This is a genomic window from Marinobacter segnicrescens (assembly GCF_900111555.1).
Taxonomy (GTDB): Bacteria; Pseudomonadota; Gammaproteobacteria; order Pseudomonadales; family Oleiphilaceae; genus Marinobacter; species Marinobacter segnicrescens.
On the sequence record NZ_FOHZ01000020.1, the window covers coordinates 1 to 15862 of the forward strand.

A 15862-nucleotide genomic window follows, 5' to 3' on the forward strand; every position below is an offset into this window, starting at 1 on the left:
AGCCATTCGTAAATTCGTGCCCGGCTCATGCCAAGCGCTTTGATGACGACTTCCGGGCTCTCGCCATCCATGACTCGTTGAACGGCGCGAACGCGAATGGCTTCTAATGTTTTGTGATCAAGTTTACGACCGTCATCGTGGCGCATGTGTGTAGATATCCGATAAGCTTGGCAAACGACCGCTACATTATAAATGATGTTCGCTTACTTTTGTACCCATTAGTATATGCAAACAGCTCCTCCCCAGTTTTCGCGTGGAACGCATGAAGGAAGCCGTCGTTTGCCCCCACATATATGACATCAGGTCGCTCGTTATAATCATCACTGGCGCGAAAGGCGGCGTAGTCAGCCCCTTCCGTGCCACCCAAACGCCGATGACCATAATTCACCTTGCCAACATACTGCGGATTTGACCCGATGATATCTCCCAACATGCGAGGACGGGTTATGGAGCTGCCCTCGGCTTTGTGCGTGCGCTCGCGGAAGTTCACTCCCGCATTATTGTCACCACTCAACCAGGCAATACGCTCCGTCCCCAGACCATCTGAAGTCCCGTCGAGTGCCGTATCCAGGGCATTTCTTTGAAGCTCTGAGAGGCCATCGTAGTCAAGTGCTGTTCCCGTAGTGCCTGTGTATGTAAAAAGGTCACGCTCACTGAAGCCTTTGGATTCCAGCTCCCTTTCAGCATCCCACATCAGCTGTCCGCGAGCGCCCCCAGACAAGATTCGACTGGCTTGCAGCGCACCGCTCCAGTCCGTGGAGCGGAAGCCCGCTGAATAACTCAAAGAGCCTTCACTGAACACAGCAGAGCTGGCTGCTGCCGCTGTGGCAGATTGTTCGACCCGGCTAATAATAACGGAAAGCACATTAGACAATTCGGTAGCAAAGCTGTCCGGATCATCGACACTAAAAAAACCACCCCGGCTGTTTACAGCTGCATGCAACAGGTCATCTACTTTTGCCGGTTCGCTGGAGCCAGGATTTGGCCACTCAAAACTTGGGTTATCCTTCCCAATTTCGGCGAACGGGTCGGAGTCAGGATAATCTATTGTTCCATTTACACCGAGGCCTACGCCAAAGGTAACCATGTGTTGCCAGAACGCAGGATTAATACCAGTGACCGGTACCTTGTTTTCCAGATCAGGCCGCAGGTCACGGCTCCAGTAGTCCAATGCCACGTCGGCAAGAGTGTTATGGTAGGTATCCCTGAACGGCGCTACCGCTTTATACCCTTCATAGTCTCCTATAGCATTACCATCACTACCGTCTACATTACCCACGTTTGGGCTACTACCACTCCAGTACCCATCGGTCATAAGGATCGTAAAAGATTGCCGGCATTCAAGGTGCTCCGAAGAGTTGTTTGTCCCAGGCTCGGCGCCCCATGGCCCCCGGTTATCCGTCCTCTCGAAGTATTCACCAGCTCGCTTTAGCGCCAATCGCAATGGTGTGCCTTTATTCGGCGTTTCATCAGTATATAGGCTAGTAAAAAATTGCTCTCGATCACTGCCTTTAAACAAGCGCACACCATTCACAATAGTGCTAGTGGAAACTCCATCAACACTGGAACTGCCTTTGTTAAGACGTCCGTATCCTACTCGCATTCCTTCAGGCTGCTGCGAAAAAGCATTGCCTATACCAGAGCGTGCGGCTAAAGTCCTCGAACGATAATAGGAAAACCAGTTGGCAAAGTTTTGTATTTCGTCCTCAACGCTTCTGGCAGGACCACTACCGAACTGGAGTGATGACACCGAAACTTCAACCCCTGTAGCAAGATCTTTTCGGTACGCAACTTGATTCCGAACTTGGTATCGATAATAACTATCCCGTTCCCATACGTCATCACCATCATTTTTCAGAACGTAATAGGTAATGGGCCAGTAATTTTTCGAATCATTCTCGTAGTCATAATCATTGCCACCATCATACTCCACCCATCGATTATAACTTTGCTCAGTAGTAATATTTAGTGTATCGGAATTTTCCAATCCTGGAAAATAGGGAGCAGCGGTCGGATCAGCGTCGGGCCACTGCGACCTATCGCCCTTATACCAGGGCTCATAGGTCTTCTCTGGATTGTAAAAAAACGGGTTGTTATGATTTGACCGGAAATATCGATTTCTTGGATTGTTATCACTAAAATCAAAAATATTGTTCTCGTATATATTCTGCCCGTACATATCTGGAACGGGTGGAAAAAGGTAATCTGTATTAGAAGTATATGAACTCTCGGGCAACTCAAATTGCATAGATCCCGAATCATCGATAATGAACATTATATTCGGTTCAACTCCGGCACTCAGTGATGGCGGAACATCCGCAATATCAACCGCATCAGCCAGTGCAGAGTTCATCGTCACAATGCTAAAAAGGCAAGAGAGCAAGCAATGCATTGATCGGGTACTCATAACTTTCTTTCTGCTCTTTGGATATTCCATTGCTAGTCTCCTGGCTTAACAAGAAGCCTGATAATCAATTCGAATCAAGGTTTCGGCATAAACGTAGATTGCAAAATCACCACAGAGGTGGACGTGCCACCTACAGCACGAGATGTTACTGCGAACCGGTCATAACAAGGCAAGGCACCTTCTGGCGATGGCGGACAATAATCTCCAAGCCAGCCAACGTGATATTCCGGCTGTGAGGCAAGCTGATCATCCCCGGTATTGAGGGTAACAGTGTCATTCCCACCACCGGCCCAACTAGCCGGATTCTCAAGACTGTCGTTGAGGAGCGCAGAAAGAGGATTGTCGACAAGCCAGTTCTCACCCACTTTCAATGCCCTTTCACTGGCCTGGAAGGAAATGTTGCGGTCCTGAAGGTTAGATGCCATTCGTTCCTGTAGTACCGTTCCTTGCATGCTGCTTATACCAATCAGTGAAATCAGCAGCAGCATTACGAGGGAAACTATTAAAGCGCTCCCTGCTTCAGTACTGAATGTTGTTTTGGGCGTTACGTTTCTCATGGCATTCGATTCCTGAGGCCAATCGTGGTGGATGAAACGATTCGCGCACGACGATCCGCGGGTGAAGTGGCTTCAGTGCCAACCAGGTTGAAGGTACGGGTAATATTCTCGCTATTGGCGTTGTCTCCACTACGAACCACGAATGCGATCCGTACGCTGGTAACCTCTGGCCAGTTCTGCGCGCTGATTTCATCAGCCGTCAGGTAGTTGCCCCCTAGCCCATACACCACCTGCATCGCCTCAACACCTTCAACCAGTTCTTGGCCCGCTGCTCCGACCCCCAATTCACGCGAGAACAGGGCTGGTTCGCCACTAGCACCCTCTGCTACGTAATATGCCTTCGTGGCAAACTGTGCTACACGAGACCCGTCTTCATACTCCATTTGGAACCCACTACTCGGCTTGTTTCCTGGCGTAAAACCAGAGCCTGCCATCGGAATAGACTGCCCATTCGGAGAGTTCGCCTTCTGGAACAACTCGCCCCCTGTGCAACCAGCAGTGATAGACAAGATCAAAGCACCTTGGGGAATACCGGTTGAGTCGTCCACGTCAAGATTGCCAGTACTGTACCCTTCGACCTCGACAGGCAACGTGGTAACAGAGTTAACGATCAGCACGTCAGAGCTGGTAATCAGGTTTGCCGAGGCCTGCGCCAACTCAGCTGGCAATGCCTTGCCCCCCGCTCCTTGTTCCCAATCACCCCAGCTTGTTGCTTTCGAGATAGAAAGATTCAAGGAATCGCCAACGCCAGTATTCTTGGCCTCCCAGCCATTGATACCATGCCCAAGCGAGACGGCCCGATCTCCCTGCAGCTTAACATCGAGTAATAACGGGTCCGGGTTACCATCTTCATCCACGCTGCTGGGCGGCAAACAGCTTAGCCCCCCCGCACTACGCACGTCCCGCTGAATCATTGAGGTTGCAAAACGTATGGTCTCCTGAACATGCGCGATACCATCCGTAAGGCGGTAGGTCTGGCTTGTCCCCAGGTAAACTTGAGTAACCCCCAAGGTCAGGATTACGCCGAGCAGCAAGGCAATCATCAGCTCGACCAGTGAGAGGCCCGCCATTAGTCGAAGTTGTGGCATGTGTCTGTTATTGATCATGTCACCCCCTAGATCACTGTGGTTACGGTAACGGGCTGACCATCCGGATCCCGGCGTTGCCAGTCGATCCAGACCGTCACCGCACCTGTGGCGGCATTAACGTTAACGGTGCCCTCACCTTCAGGAAGCGTACAGGCGAGCAGGTTTCCCCATTCGGCAATATCATTCTGGGCTACGGTCTGGCCGTTGTTATAGGAGAAGTCGGTAGCGCAATTGACGTTGTCCGGATCGATCACGACTCCGTTGTAACTGTTGATAGCACCCCGATTAGCACGGATACGATCAAGCATATCGGCTGTAAGCAATACCGCCTGCGTGCGCTGTTCAGCACCGTTGGTCATCTGGCTCGACACCGATTGCATGGCCGCCATACCAAGTAGGCCTACACCTAGCACCAGTACTGCGACGAGTACTTCAATCAACGCTATACCGGTATTTTTTTTGGCTTTAGAGCCGAAAGAACTCTGCGGTTTAAACTGAATTTTTCCCATTAGGTACAGTTCCCCTGAGTAACTGAAGCACGCCCTGCGCGAGCCACGTTCAGTTGCCGCAAGCGTTGGTCTCCCAAAGTGCAGGATAGAGGCTGAAACTCAATCTGGACGTTGACGCCGGCGCCAGGGGCAGACCGAAAACCACGACCGTCGAAACTCACGTTGGTCAACCCTCCATCTCTGAGGATTAACGCGCCCGGTTCCTCGAAGGACCGAATGACATCATTGCCCGCTTCCGCAGCCCCGCAATTGGCGTAGTTCCCGACAGTCACGCAGTAACCATTGGCGAACCCGCCCGCCTCCGCAAGCAACGTCACCTCGGTTCCCCGCTTGATAGCCTCGGTTCTTGCCAGGTTCACAGCACTCAGAAGGGTATTTGCCTGAGAGGTAACCCGGTTGTTTTCGATCAGTGTTCTGAACGACGGGATCCCAATCGTCAGAATAATTGCGAGCACCGCAAGAGTGATCATCAACTCGATTATCGTAAAACCAGCACTTCGACTTCTTCCGCGCATAGTCCACTTCCATCATGACTTACTGAAAGATTAACCGGCGTCCATTGTGCCATCTACGGCAACACGATGAGCGGTTTTAGTTGGCGGATAAGCGGTTGAAGGACTGGCGTTGGCGTGATGGGGATCACAGGTTGAGGGTTTGGGTTTGGGTTTACGGCGACGCGGCGCTGAAGACTGGGCTGGGGAGTCGGCCCATCTCCCCAGCCCTTCTCCCACGTCGGGGAGAGGGGCTTACGGCAGGTGAGACAGGTTCACGATGGTTAGAGTCAGACGTTTACAGCGTCAATACGCAGCTCTTTGGGCATGGAGAAAACGATATTTTCTTCGCGACCGGCGATTTCTTCAGGGGCTGTACCGCCCAGCTCCTGCAGGCGTCTGATAACGTCGTTAACCAGGACTTCCGGAGCGGAGGCGCCAGCGGTTACGCCCACGATGTTGCAGTTTGTCAGCCAGGCGGGGTCGATCTGGGCGGCCTCGTCAATCAGGTAAGCCGGTGTACCCATGCGTTCGGCCAGTTCCCGCAGGCGGTTGGAGTTGGAACTGTTGGGGGAGCCCACCACCAGCATCAGGTCGCAGTCGCCGGCCAGTTGTTTGACGGCGTCCTGGCGGTTCTGGGTGGCGTAGCAGATGTCATCCTTGCGGGGGCCCTCGATGTGGGGGAACCTGTCCCTCAGGGCATCGATGACCCGGGCCGTGTCGTCCATGGACAGGGTGGTCTGGGTGACGAAGGACAGTCGCTGGGGGTCTTTTACCTCGAGGCTGGCTACGTCTGCCTCATTTTCCACCAGGTAGATGTCACCGCCGTTGCTGCGATCATACTGGCCCATGGTGCCTTCCACTTCCGGGTGCCCCTGGTGGCCGATGAGGATACACTCGCGGCCGTCACGGCTGTAGCGCATCACTTCCATATGAACCTTGGTGACCAGCGGGCAGGTGGCGTCGAAGACTTTGAGACCGCGGTCTGCGGCTTCTTTCTGGACGGCCTGGGAAACGCCGTGGGCGCTGAAGATGACCAGGGTGTCGTCCGGAACCTCTTCGAGTTCGTCCACGAAGATGGCGCCGCGGTTGCGGAGGTCGTCTACCACGTATTTGTTGTGGACGACTTCGTGGCGTACGTAGATTGGGGCGCCGAAGACTTCGAGGGCCCGGTTGACGATTTCTATGGCTCGGTCTACCCCGGCGCAGAAGCCGCGGGGGTTGGCTAGTCTGATTTGCATAGTGCCTTGGTTACTCGGGCCTGCTGGCTTGGGAGTCTGGCTTCGCTGCGGGGCGGTACTCTCCGGGACACGCCGTAAATCCATCCATGGAGGCTCTTCAAAAACGTCCATGTTTTTGAAGGTCCCGGAGAGTACCGCCCCGCAGCGAATCCTCGTAACTGGTTGCGAGTCGCCAACTAATGCGCTGTCGCAACAGGTTCAACGTCAATAATTTCTACCTCAAACACCAGTGTACGCCCCGCCAGCGGGTGATTGAAGTCCACGTCCACCTGATCACCTTCCACCCGGCTGACCACACCGGGCAACTCGCTCTGGCGGGCGTCGGCGAAGGAGATCATGACGCCGGGTTCAAGAACCATGTCGGCGCTGAACTCGTGGCGTTTGAAGGTTTGTACGTTGCTGGGATTGTGCTGGCCAAAGGCATTTTCCGGGGGAACTTCGAAGGTTTCCCGATCGCCGGCCTTCAGGCCCATCAGGTAGGCTTCGAAGTTTTCCGGCAGGTTTTCGTCGCCGATTTCCAGCGACGCCGGCTCCTTTTCAAAGGTGGAGTCTATGACCTGGCCGTCGGTGAACTTGAGGGCGAAGTGCAGGGTCACCCGGGTTCCCTGGTCGATGGGCAGTTCTTTCATGGCTATCAGTTGCTCCCGTCCGCCGCCTCGTCGTCAGGCTTGCGGAACATGTCGAGTATCATCATGCCGGCACCAATGGTAATGGCGGTGTCGGCCAGGTTGAAGGCCGGGAAGTGCCAGTCCTGCCAGTAGAAGTGGAGAAAGTCCACCACGTAGCCATGGACTACCCGGTCATAGACGTTACCAATCGCGCCACCAAGGATCAGGGCGATGGCGATGGCGGTCCAGGTTTCGTGGCGCTTCAGTCCCTTCAGCCAGTAGACCAGTACCACACTGACAACCACTGCCAGCGCCACGAAGAACCAGCGCTGCCAGCCGGCGGCGTCTGCCAGGAAGCTGAACGCGGCACCCGTGTTGTGCAGCAGGGTCAGGTTGAACAGGGGCAACACCGGCACCGGCTGACCGTAGGTAAGCATGGCGGTAGCCATGGCCTTGGTGCCCAGGTCGATGGCGATGACGGCCACGGCCAGCCACAGCCATTTCAGTTTGGTGCCGGTCTGTTCCCGGGTCATGGCAGCGTCCATCAGGTATTGGCTCCGTCAGGCAAAGGAGCGGGTTTCACCCGGGCCTTCCACGTTGGTGACACAGCGGCCGCACAGATCGGCGTATTTCTCGTTCTGGCCGACGTCTTCCCGGTGGTGCCAGCAGCGTTCGCACTTGGCGTGGGCCGCCGGCGTTACCTTGACCATCAGGCCTTCGTGGCCAGTCTGCTCGGCGCCATCTGCCTCGGAGACCGGGCGCACAGTGGCTTCGGAGGTAATCAGTACGAAGCGAAGCTCCTCGCCCAGGTGTTTCAGCCGGTCAGCCAGTTCGCCTTCACAGTACAGAGTGACTTCTGCACTGAGGGAGCCCTTGATCTCACTGCGGCCGCGAGCTTCCTCCAGGCACTTGTTTACGGCTTCCTTGACGCTGTAGATCTCGCGCCAGTAGTCACGGCCCAGTTCGGCATTATCGGGCAATGCGGTGAGGCCCTCGTACCAGGTTTCGTAGAACACGGTCTCGCCCCGCTCACCCGGCAGGTGCTGCCAGATTTCATCGGCGGTGAAGCTGAGGATCGGGGCGATCCAGCGCACCAGGGCTTCGGCCACATGGTACAGCGCGGTCTGGCAGGAGCGACGGGCCAGGCTGTCAGCCGGGGTGGTGTACTGGCGATCCTTGATGATGTCCAGGTAGAAGCCACCCAGGGTCGCTTCACAGAAGTTGTAGACCTTCTGGTAGATCCGCAGGAAGGCATAGTTGCCGTAGTCCTCGTTCAGCTCGTTTTGAAGCTGCAGCGCCCGGTCCACCATCCAGCGGTCCAGGGCAATCATGTCCTCCGGCATCACCATATGCTCCGCCGGATCGAAACCGGTGAGGTTGCTCAGCAGGAAACGGGCGGTATTACGGATGCGACGATAACCGTCAGCGGTCTGTTTGAGGATGTCCTTGGACACGGTCATCTCGCCGCTGTAGTCAGTAGCGGAGACCCACAGGCGCAGGATGTCGGCGCCCAGCTCGTTCATGACCTCCTGGGGCGCAATCACATTGCCCAGGGACTTGGACATCTTGCGGCCCTTGCCGTCAACGGTGAAACCATGGGTGAGCACCTGCCTGTAGGGCGCCACGCCGTTCATGGCAATGGAGGTCTTCAGGGACGACTGGAACCAGCCACGGTGCTGGTCGGAACCTTCCAGGTACATATCCGCAGGGAACTGGCCCAGTTCCGGCCGCGGCCGGAGGACGGATTCGTGGGTAACGCCGGAGTCGAACCACACGTCCAGCGTGTCGGTGACCTTCTCGTACCGGTCCGCATCAGCGCCCAGCATGTCGTTGATGTCCAGGTCGTACCAGGCGTCAATACCGTCTTTCTCGATGGCCTGGGCGGCCTTTTCAATCAGGGCCTGGGTGTCCGGATGCAGCTCCTGGGTGTCCTTGTTCACAAACAGGGTGATAGGCACGCCCCAGGTGCGCTGACGGGAGATGCACCAGTCCGGGCTCTGCTCGAACATGGCTTCGATACGGTTCTGGCCCCAGGCCGGCACCCAGCGCACACCCTTGATCGCTTCCAGGGCATCGGCGCGGAGGTTTTCCTTGTCCATGCTGATAAACCACTGGGGCGTCGCCCGGTAGATCAGAGGGGTCTTGGTACGCCAGCAGTGGGGGTAGCTGTGCTGGAACTTCTCAGAATGCACCAGTTTGCCTTCGCGCTCTAGCGCCGAACAGACAGGTTCGTCAGCCTTGTAAACGTGGACACCGGCAAATTCACCGGCGGCATCGGTGTAGGTACCGTCGGCCCGCACCAGGCTGATCGTGCCGATGCCGTAGGCCTTGCCCACTTCAAAGTCTTCCATACCATGATCTGGCGCGGTATGAACTGCACCAGTACCGGCGTCTGTGGAAACGTGGTCACCCAGGACGACCGGCACCTGCTTGTCGTAGATAGGGTGGCGCAGTTCAAGCCGCTCCAGGGCCTCGCCCTTGCAGGTGGCCAGTATTTCAAACTGCGCCACACCCCAGCGGCTCATGATGCCTTCGACCATTTCAGCGGCCAGGATCATCCGCTCCGGTCCATGGCCCACATCGGTCTGCACCAGGGCGTACTCCAGCTCGGCGTGAAGTGACACCGCCTGGTTGGCCGGGATGGTCCACGGAGTGGTGGTCCAGATCACGACAGAGACATCGCCCTGCCCCTGGTCGGTGCCGAAGGCCGCCAGTGCCTTGCCCTGGTCCACGGCAGTAAAGCGCACGTCGATCTGGGTTGAGGTCTTGTCCTGGTATTCAACTTCGGCCTCTGCCAGCGCGGACTGACCGACCACGCTCCAGTAGACCGGCTTGAACCCACGAACCAGGTGCCCCTTGGCGACGATCTTGCCAAGTGCACGCACGATACCCGCTTCCACCTTCGGATCCATGGTCAGGTAGGGCTTGTCCCACTCACCCATGACACCCAGGCGGATAAAGTCCGCCTTCTGGCCTTCAATCTGTTTGGTGGCGTAATCCCGACAGGCCTGGCGGAAGGTCTTGTAGTCCACCTTGACCCCGGCCTTGCCGATTTCCTGTTCCACCTTGTGCTCGATCGGCAGGCCATGGCAGTCCCAGCCAGGCACGTAGGGCGCATCGAAGCCCATGAAACTGCGGGACTTGACGATCATGTCCTTGAGAATCTTGTTGACCGCGTGACCGATATGAATGCTGCCGTTGGCATAGGGAGGGCCATCGTGGAGGATGAACTTGTCACGGCCTTCCCGCTGCTGGCGCAGGGTGCCGTACACATCCAGGTCCTGCCAGCGCTTGAGCATGTCTGGCTCGCGTTTGGCCAGGTTACCGCGCATGGGGAAGGCGGTTTCAGGCAGATTCAGCGTGTGCTTGTAGTCGCTCATAATCTCTCGGTCAGTGTTGGTTGGCGACCGTGCCGTGGTCGGCGATCCACGCCCGGGCATTCTCGAAATCCCGGGCGATCTGGTCTTTGAGTTCGTCAATGGAATCAAACTTGGTCTCGTCCCGCAGCGGGTGGCGGAACGTGACAGCTATACGCTGGCCATAAAGTGTGCCAGCAAAGTCCAGCAGGTGCACTTCCAGCGAAGGCTGGCGCCCGTCTACCGTGGGCCGCAGTCCGATATTGGCCACGCCATCACAGCGGGAGCCGTCCGGCAGCGCCACGTCAACCACGTACACACCCCGCAGGGGGGCCAGCCGGCCCAGCATGATGTTGACGGTGGGTGCTCCGATGGTACGGCCCAGCTGCCGGCCGTATACCACCTTGCCACGAATCGTGTAAGGGTGGCCCAACAGTCGGCCGGCCAGTTCAAGCTGGTTTTCCTGCAAGGCGTTGCGTATCCGGGTACTGCTGACCCGCTCACCGTCAATGGTTACGGTTCGGGTGTTTTCCACAGAGAAGCCCTCTGTCTCCCCCACGTCACGAAGCAGCTGGAAATCGCCGGCGCGGTCGCAGCCGAAACGGAAGTCGTCCCCCACGACCAGGTGATGCACCTTCAGGCCATCAATCAGAACGTCTTCGATAAAGCCCATGCCGGAATAGCTCCGGAAGTTCTCGTCGAACTTCAGGCACAGCACACAGTCCACCCCGTGGGACAGGATGGCCTCGAACTTCTGACGAAACCCGGTCAGCCTGGGCGGGGCGTCATCCCCCTGGAAGAACTCCCGGGGCTGGGGCTCGAACACCATGGCGACCGAGGGTACGCCGAGTTCGGTGGCCTTGTCCTTGACCTGGTCAAGGATGGTCTGATGCCCCAGGTGCACACCATCAAAGTTGCCCACGGTGGCCACACAGCCCCGGGACAGAAAGGTATTCTCCTGGTGTGACAGTAGCTTGAGGTTGGTCAGCCCCCGGATCAGACGCATGCGTACTGCGAACCCTCTGTTGAATGCTTGCCAGCGACCCCATGGTGCTGGTGAGAAAACGCGCGATTATAACCTATCGACGGCGGAAATGTCTTACCCTCACGCCCACCAGGGCCAGCGCCAGGAAGTAGGCCGCCACACCAGCCACCACCAGGACGGCCATCTCCAGCGCCCGCTCCATACCGCCATAAGCCAGCCAGGTGGAAACTGGCTCATTCAGCAACAGGATAACGACTGCCAGCACACCATTGGCAATGGCGAGTTGCAGCAGGAACCTGGCGGCCCCGGACTGGGCCTTCCAGGCACCCTCTTTCGCCAGCCCACGCCAGAGCAGGAACGCATTCAGCCAGGCAGACAGGGAGGTGGCCAGGGCCAGGCCGGCGTGGGCCAGCGGCAGAATCAGCGCCAGGTTGAAGACCATGTTGGCCACCATGGCGATGACACCGATCTTGACCGGCGTTTTGGTGTCTTCCCGGGCAAAGAACCCCGGCGCCAGCACCTTGATCAGCATAAAGGCGAGCAACCCCAGGGAATAGGCCCGCAGGCTCTGGGCCGACATGGCCACGTCCCGGTCGGTCACCTCGCCGTAATGGAACAGGGTGGCAATCAGCGGCTCGGCCAGCAGCACCAATGCGACTGCCGCAGGCAGGCCGATCAGCAGCACGGCCCGAACCGCCCAGTCCACGGTAGCCGCAAATTCGTCTCGAGACTGCGAGGCGTGCTTGCGGGAAAGGTTTGGCAGGATCACCGTGCCGATCGCAATCCCGAAAACCCCTAGAGGCAGCTCCGAGAGCCGGTCCGAATAATAGAGCCAGGACACACTGCCGGTCTGCAGAAACGACGCCAGCACCGTATCCAGCAGCAGGTTGATCTGGCTGACGGATACCCCGAACAGGGCCGGGGCCATCAGCTTCAGGATCCGGCGAACGCCCTCGTGGCGGTAATCCACCCGCGGCCGGGGCATCAACCCCAGACGCATCAGGAACGGCAACTGGAAAAACAGCTGCAACGCACCGGCGATAAACACGCCCCAGGCCAGCGCCATGACCGGCTCGTCCATCAACGGCGTCATAAAGATCGCTGCGCTGATCATCGACAGGTTGAGGATGACCGGCGTGAACGCCGGGACCGCAAACCGGTCGTAGCTGTTGAGGATGGCCCCGGCAAATGCTGTCAGAGAGATCAGCAACAAATAAGGAAAGGTGATGCGCAGCATGTCGCTGGCCAGGCCGAACTTGACGGCGTCATCGGTAAAGCCCGGCGCGAAGACGGCCGTTAGCACCGGGGAGCCAGCCATGGCCACCACAGTGACCGCCAACAACACCAACCCCAGGGAGCCGGCCACCGCATTCACCAGCCGTCTGACCTCGGTGATGTCACCTTGCTCACGGTAGGACGAAAGCACCGGAACGAAGGCCTGGGAAAAAGCGCCCTCGGCAAACAGGCGGCGCAGGAAGTTGGGGATTTTGAAAGCGACAAAGAAGGCATCTGCCCCGGCGCCGGCCCCGAAATAACGGGCAATCACCATATCCCGCACCAGCCCCAGTACCCGGGACAGCATGGTCATCACCCCTACCACGCCGGAGGATCGCAACAGGCCGGGGGCTTTCGGGGGTTGTGGCGGGGCTTCCTGTGACTCCGACTGGCTCATTCAGACCGCTTCCTGTGGTAATGGTGGCGGGAGTTTATCACAGGCTTTCGGGCCGTCGTGAAGCGCTCCCGGCTCTTGACATTGGCGGCATCTGAAGGCATGATTCCGCGTCATTTATTTTGACGCGTCGAATGCAGTGGGCGCGGCTACGATTGTCGGGGCGACTTCCGCGAAGGCGCTCTCAGCGAATTCAGATTTTCACACAGATTTTTCAGGAGTTACACGGTGGCAAATACCCCGCAAGCCAAGAAGCGCGCACGTCAGAACGAGAAGAACCGCAAGCATAACGCCAGCCTGCGGTCCATGGCGCGTACCTATATGAAGAAGGTTCAGGCCAAGATCGAGGCCGGCAACTACGAAGAAGCCCAGAAGGCCTTCCAGGAAGCCCAGCCGATCATGGACAGCATGGTCAACAAGGGCATCTTCGCCAAGAACAAGGTTGCTCGCCACAAGAGCCGTCTGACCACCAAGATCAAGGCGCTGAAAGCCTGATTGGTCAGATCGACTGAAAAACCCCGCCACGGCGGGGTTTTTTTATTGGACAAAATTCGTCCCCTGCTGGCCTCCCCCACCGCCAATACGGTTAAGATGCCCATACTCATCCAATGACAAGGTGCGAATTATGGCGGACAACATCCACTTCTACGAACCGTCCAACGGCCACGGGCTGGCCCATGATCCGTTCAACGCCCTGGTGGCACCACGCCCCATCGGCTGGATCTCCTCCCGCGATGGCCGGGGCAACCTGAACCTTGCGCCCTACAGTTTCTTCAATGCGTTCAATTACCACCCGCCCATCGTCGGTTTCGCCAGCATCGGCTACAAGGACTCTGTACGTAACGCCGAGGAAACCGGTGAGTTCTGCTGGAACCTGGTCACCCGCCCGTTAAGCGAAGCCATGAATGAAACCTGCGCTGCGGTAGGTCCTGAGGAGAACGAATTCACCCTCTCCGGGTTGACGCCGAGGCCTTCGCAAGTCATTTCAGCGCCCCATGTAGCCGAAAGTCCGGTGGCCCTGGAGTGTCGGGTATCCCAGGTACTACGCCTCACCGGCGCCGATGGTGTACCCGTGGATACCTGGATGGTCTACGGCGAGGTGGTGGGAGTGCATATCGCCAAACACCTGCTCAAGGACGGCATATACGACACCGGCGCCGCCGAACCGGTGATGCGTGGTGGTGGCCCGGCGGACTATTTCAGCGTCGGACCGGAGCAGAAATTCCGGATGCATCGCCCTGACTGAGACTGCAGGACAGCGCGGCGCCCCCGTGCCGCGCCATACCAGTCGCCTATAACTCTTCTATATCCGGCCTGCGCCCGATGGAGACATCCTTGATGCGCTCGGAGGCAAACCCGCGCAGCAAGGCAAACATCATGGTAAACACCAGGATGAACATGGGCAGGCCAACCACCGTAATGACCTCCTGAAGTGCCGTCAGCCCGGCATCACCAGCCAGGACAATCAGCATGACCGCGAGCAGACCCTCTGACACACCCCAGAATACCCTTTGATGCCAAGGGCCAGGATCCGGGGTACCGGTGCAGAGCATATCCACCACCAGCGAGGCGGAGTCCGATGAGGTGGCAAAGAAGATGGCCACGATCACCACGGCCAGCCCCTGTATCAGGGTTGCGAAGGGGTAGTTCTCGAAAAAGGCGAACATGGCCAGTGGAATACTTTCTTCCACCGCAGCAGACAGTGAACCGGCCTGGGCACCGAGCGCCGCCCTCGCCTGCTCACCAATGCCATCAATTTCCATCGCAGACCAGCCATAGATGGCAAACCAGACCAGGGTGAAAACGGAAGGCGCGAAGAGGACTCCCAAGACGAACTCCCGGATGGTCCGCCCGCGAGAAATACGGGCTACGAAAATACCGATAAAGGGTGACCAGGTTACCGTCCACGCCCAGTAGAACACTGTCCAGTTGCCCTGCCAGCCCCAGCCGCCTTCCTGGTGGGTGTATTGCGCCAGCGCATCGTTCCAGAAGGCCATGGGCAGCAGGTTGGTAATATAGATGCCGAAGGTTTCCACAATCGCCCGGAGAAGGAAGACGGTAGACCCGGCAAACAGCACAAACAGCATCAAACCCACCGCCATGCCGATGTTCAGGTTGGACAGAAACTTGATGCCCTTGTCGAGGCCAGCCACGATAGAAGTTACTGCAACCGTGGTGAGCACCAGGATGATAGACACCTTGGTGGTGACATCATCCGGAAGCCCCAGCAGTTCGCTCAATCCTGCGTTGATCTGCTGGGTGCCCAGCCCGATGGAGACGGCAACCCCGAACAGGGTTCCAAGAATGGCAAAGATATCCAGTGTCTTGCCAAGCGGGCCGTAGATACGGTCACCGATGAGCGGGAAAAAAACCGAGCTGAAACGCATGGGCAGGTCGTACCTGTAGATAAAGTACGCAAACGCGAGCCCCGGCAGGGTGAAGATAGCCCAGGTATGCAGCCCCAGGTGGTAAATCGCGAAGCCCATGGCATCGTCCGCCGCATCCACCGTGAATGGCTCCACCTCGGGACGCGGTGGATTGGCGAAGTGGGAGATGGGCTCGGCAACCCCCCAGAACATAAGCACGGTACCGATACCACCGGCGAATAACATGGTGAACCAGGAAATATTTCCGTAGTCCGGCCGGGCATGGTTGCCGCCAAGGCGAATGGAACCGTGGCGACTCAACGCCGCCCACAGGAGAAATGCCACCCAGCTGGTCACGCCGAAGATAAAGAACCAGCCCAGGTTGGTGACGATCCACTCCCGCCCACTGCCAAAGGCTGCACCAATGGCTTCTGGCGCCAAAAGCAGTGCAACCAGGAAGGCCACCATAATGCCAGCTGACCAGAAGAATATGGTTGTATCAGTGCGTAGCCGCAGGATCCTTGCCAACGTTTCCATCATATTGTCGCCCTCCATGCCTGAAAGGTAGGAGCAAACGACAGGCCC

At 57.5% G+C, this 15862-nt stretch carries 14 protein-coding genes; 2 read left to right on the forward strand and 12 right to left on the reverse strand.

Annotated features, from left to right (window positions below; genetic code table 11):
• Positions 1 to 181: 181 nt before the first annotated feature.
• The 11 genes from BM036_RS19945 to murJ all read right to left on the reverse strand — a co-directional run bounded on the left by BM036_RS19945 (position 182) and on the right by murJ (position 12914).
• Positions 182 to 2437, reverse strand: coding sequence for a pilus assembly protein (locus BM036_RS19945; RefSeq protein WP_143066624.1), 2256 nt, complete (start codon positions 2435 to 2437; stop codon positions 182 to 184).
• Between the two features lie 44 nt (positions 2438 to 2481).
• Complete coding sequence (locus BM036_RS15380) at positions 2482 to 2964, reverse strand: pilus assembly PilX family protein (protein WP_091853993.1); 483 nt, start codon at positions 2962 to 2964, stop codon at positions 2482 to 2484.
• Positions 2961 to 4070: a PilW family protein gene (locus tag BM036_RS15385; RefSeq protein WP_091853995.1), complete on the reverse strand. Its 1110-nt coding sequence runs from the start codon at positions 4068 to 4070 to the stop codon at positions 2961 to 2963. The genes BM036_RS15380 and BM036_RS15385 overlap by 4 nt, the downstream gene beginning before the upstream one ends.
• A gap of 8 nt (positions 4071 to 4078) precedes the next feature.
• Positions 4079 to 4561 (reverse strand): type IV pilus modification protein PilV, encoded by a 483-nt coding sequence (gene pilV / locus BM036_RS15390; RefSeq protein WP_091853997.1) that lies wholly within the window; start codon positions 4559 to 4561, stop codon positions 4079 to 4081.
• Positions 4561 to 5076: a GspH/FimT family pseudopilin gene (locus tag BM036_RS15395; protein ID WP_091853999.1), complete on the reverse strand. Its 516-nt coding sequence runs from the start codon at positions 5074 to 5076 to the stop codon at positions 4561 to 4563. The genes pilV and BM036_RS15395 overlap by 1 nt, the downstream gene beginning before the upstream one ends.
• Positions 5077 to 5342: 266 nt before the next feature.
• The gene (ispH, locus tag BM036_RS15400) at positions 5343 to 6293 is read right to left on the reverse strand and encodes a 4-hydroxy-3-methylbut-2-enyl diphosphate reductase (RefSeq protein WP_091854001.1); all 951 of its coding nucleotides are present in this window, start codon (positions 6291 to 6293) and stop codon (positions 5343 to 5345) included.
• A gap of 176 nt (positions 6294 to 6469) precedes the next feature.
• A complete protein-coding gene (gene fkpB, locus BM036_RS15405) occupies positions 6470 to 6922 on the reverse strand; it encodes an FKBP-type peptidyl-prolyl cis-trans isomerase (protein ID WP_091854003.1) in 453 nt (150 codons plus the stop codon).
• A gap of 5 nt (positions 6923 to 6927) precedes the next feature.
• Positions 6928 to 7446 carry a signal peptidase II gene (lspA, locus tag BM036_RS15410; RefSeq protein ID WP_091854005.1) on the reverse strand — a complete coding sequence of 173 codons (519 nt, stop codon included), beginning with the start codon at positions 7444 to 7446 and terminating at the stop codon, positions 6928 to 6930.
• Positions 7447 to 7461: 15 nt separating this feature from the next.
• On the reverse strand, positions 7462 to 10281 hold the full coding sequence (gene ileS, locus BM036_RS15415; protein ID WP_091854007.1) for an isoleucine--tRNA ligase: 2820 nt from the start codon (positions 10279 to 10281) through the stop codon (positions 7462 to 7464).
• Between the two features lie 10 nt (positions 10282 to 10291).
• The gene (gene ribF / locus BM036_RS15420) at positions 10292 to 11263 is read right to left on the reverse strand and encodes a bifunctional riboflavin kinase/FAD synthetase (protein ID WP_091854009.1); all 972 of its coding nucleotides are present in this window, start codon (positions 11261 to 11263) and stop codon (positions 10292 to 10294) included.
• 73 nt (positions 11264 to 11336) lie between these two features.
• Positions 11337 to 12914, reverse strand: coding sequence for a murein biosynthesis integral membrane protein MurJ (gene murJ, locus BM036_RS15425; protein ID WP_091854011.1), 1578 nt, complete (start codon positions 12912 to 12914; stop codon positions 11337 to 11339).
• 225 nt (positions 12915 to 13139) lie between these two features.
• Here murJ and rpsT point away from each other — a divergent pair, with 225 nt between their 5' ends.
• Positions 13140 to 13406 carry a 30S ribosomal protein S20 gene (gene rpsT / locus BM036_RS15430; RefSeq protein ID WP_091854013.1) on the forward strand — a complete coding sequence of 89 codons (267 nt, stop codon included), beginning with the start codon at positions 13140 to 13142 and terminating at the stop codon, positions 13404 to 13406.
• A 130-nt stretch (positions 13407 to 13536) separates the two neighbouring features.
• Complete coding sequence (locus BM036_RS15435; protein WP_091854015.1) at positions 13537 to 14157, forward strand: flavin reductase family protein; 621 nt, start codon at positions 13537 to 13539, stop codon at positions 14155 to 14157.
• A 46-nt stretch (positions 14158 to 14203) separates the two neighbouring features.
• On the opposite strand, the gene BM036_RS15440 is transcribed toward BM036_RS15435, so the two are convergent.
• Positions 14204 to 15817 carry a BCCT family transporter gene (locus BM036_RS15440; RefSeq protein WP_245742672.1) on the reverse strand — a complete coding sequence of 538 codons (1614 nt, stop codon included), beginning with the start codon at positions 15815 to 15817 and terminating at the stop codon, positions 14204 to 14206.
• Positions 15818 to 15862 lie beyond the last annotated feature (45 nt).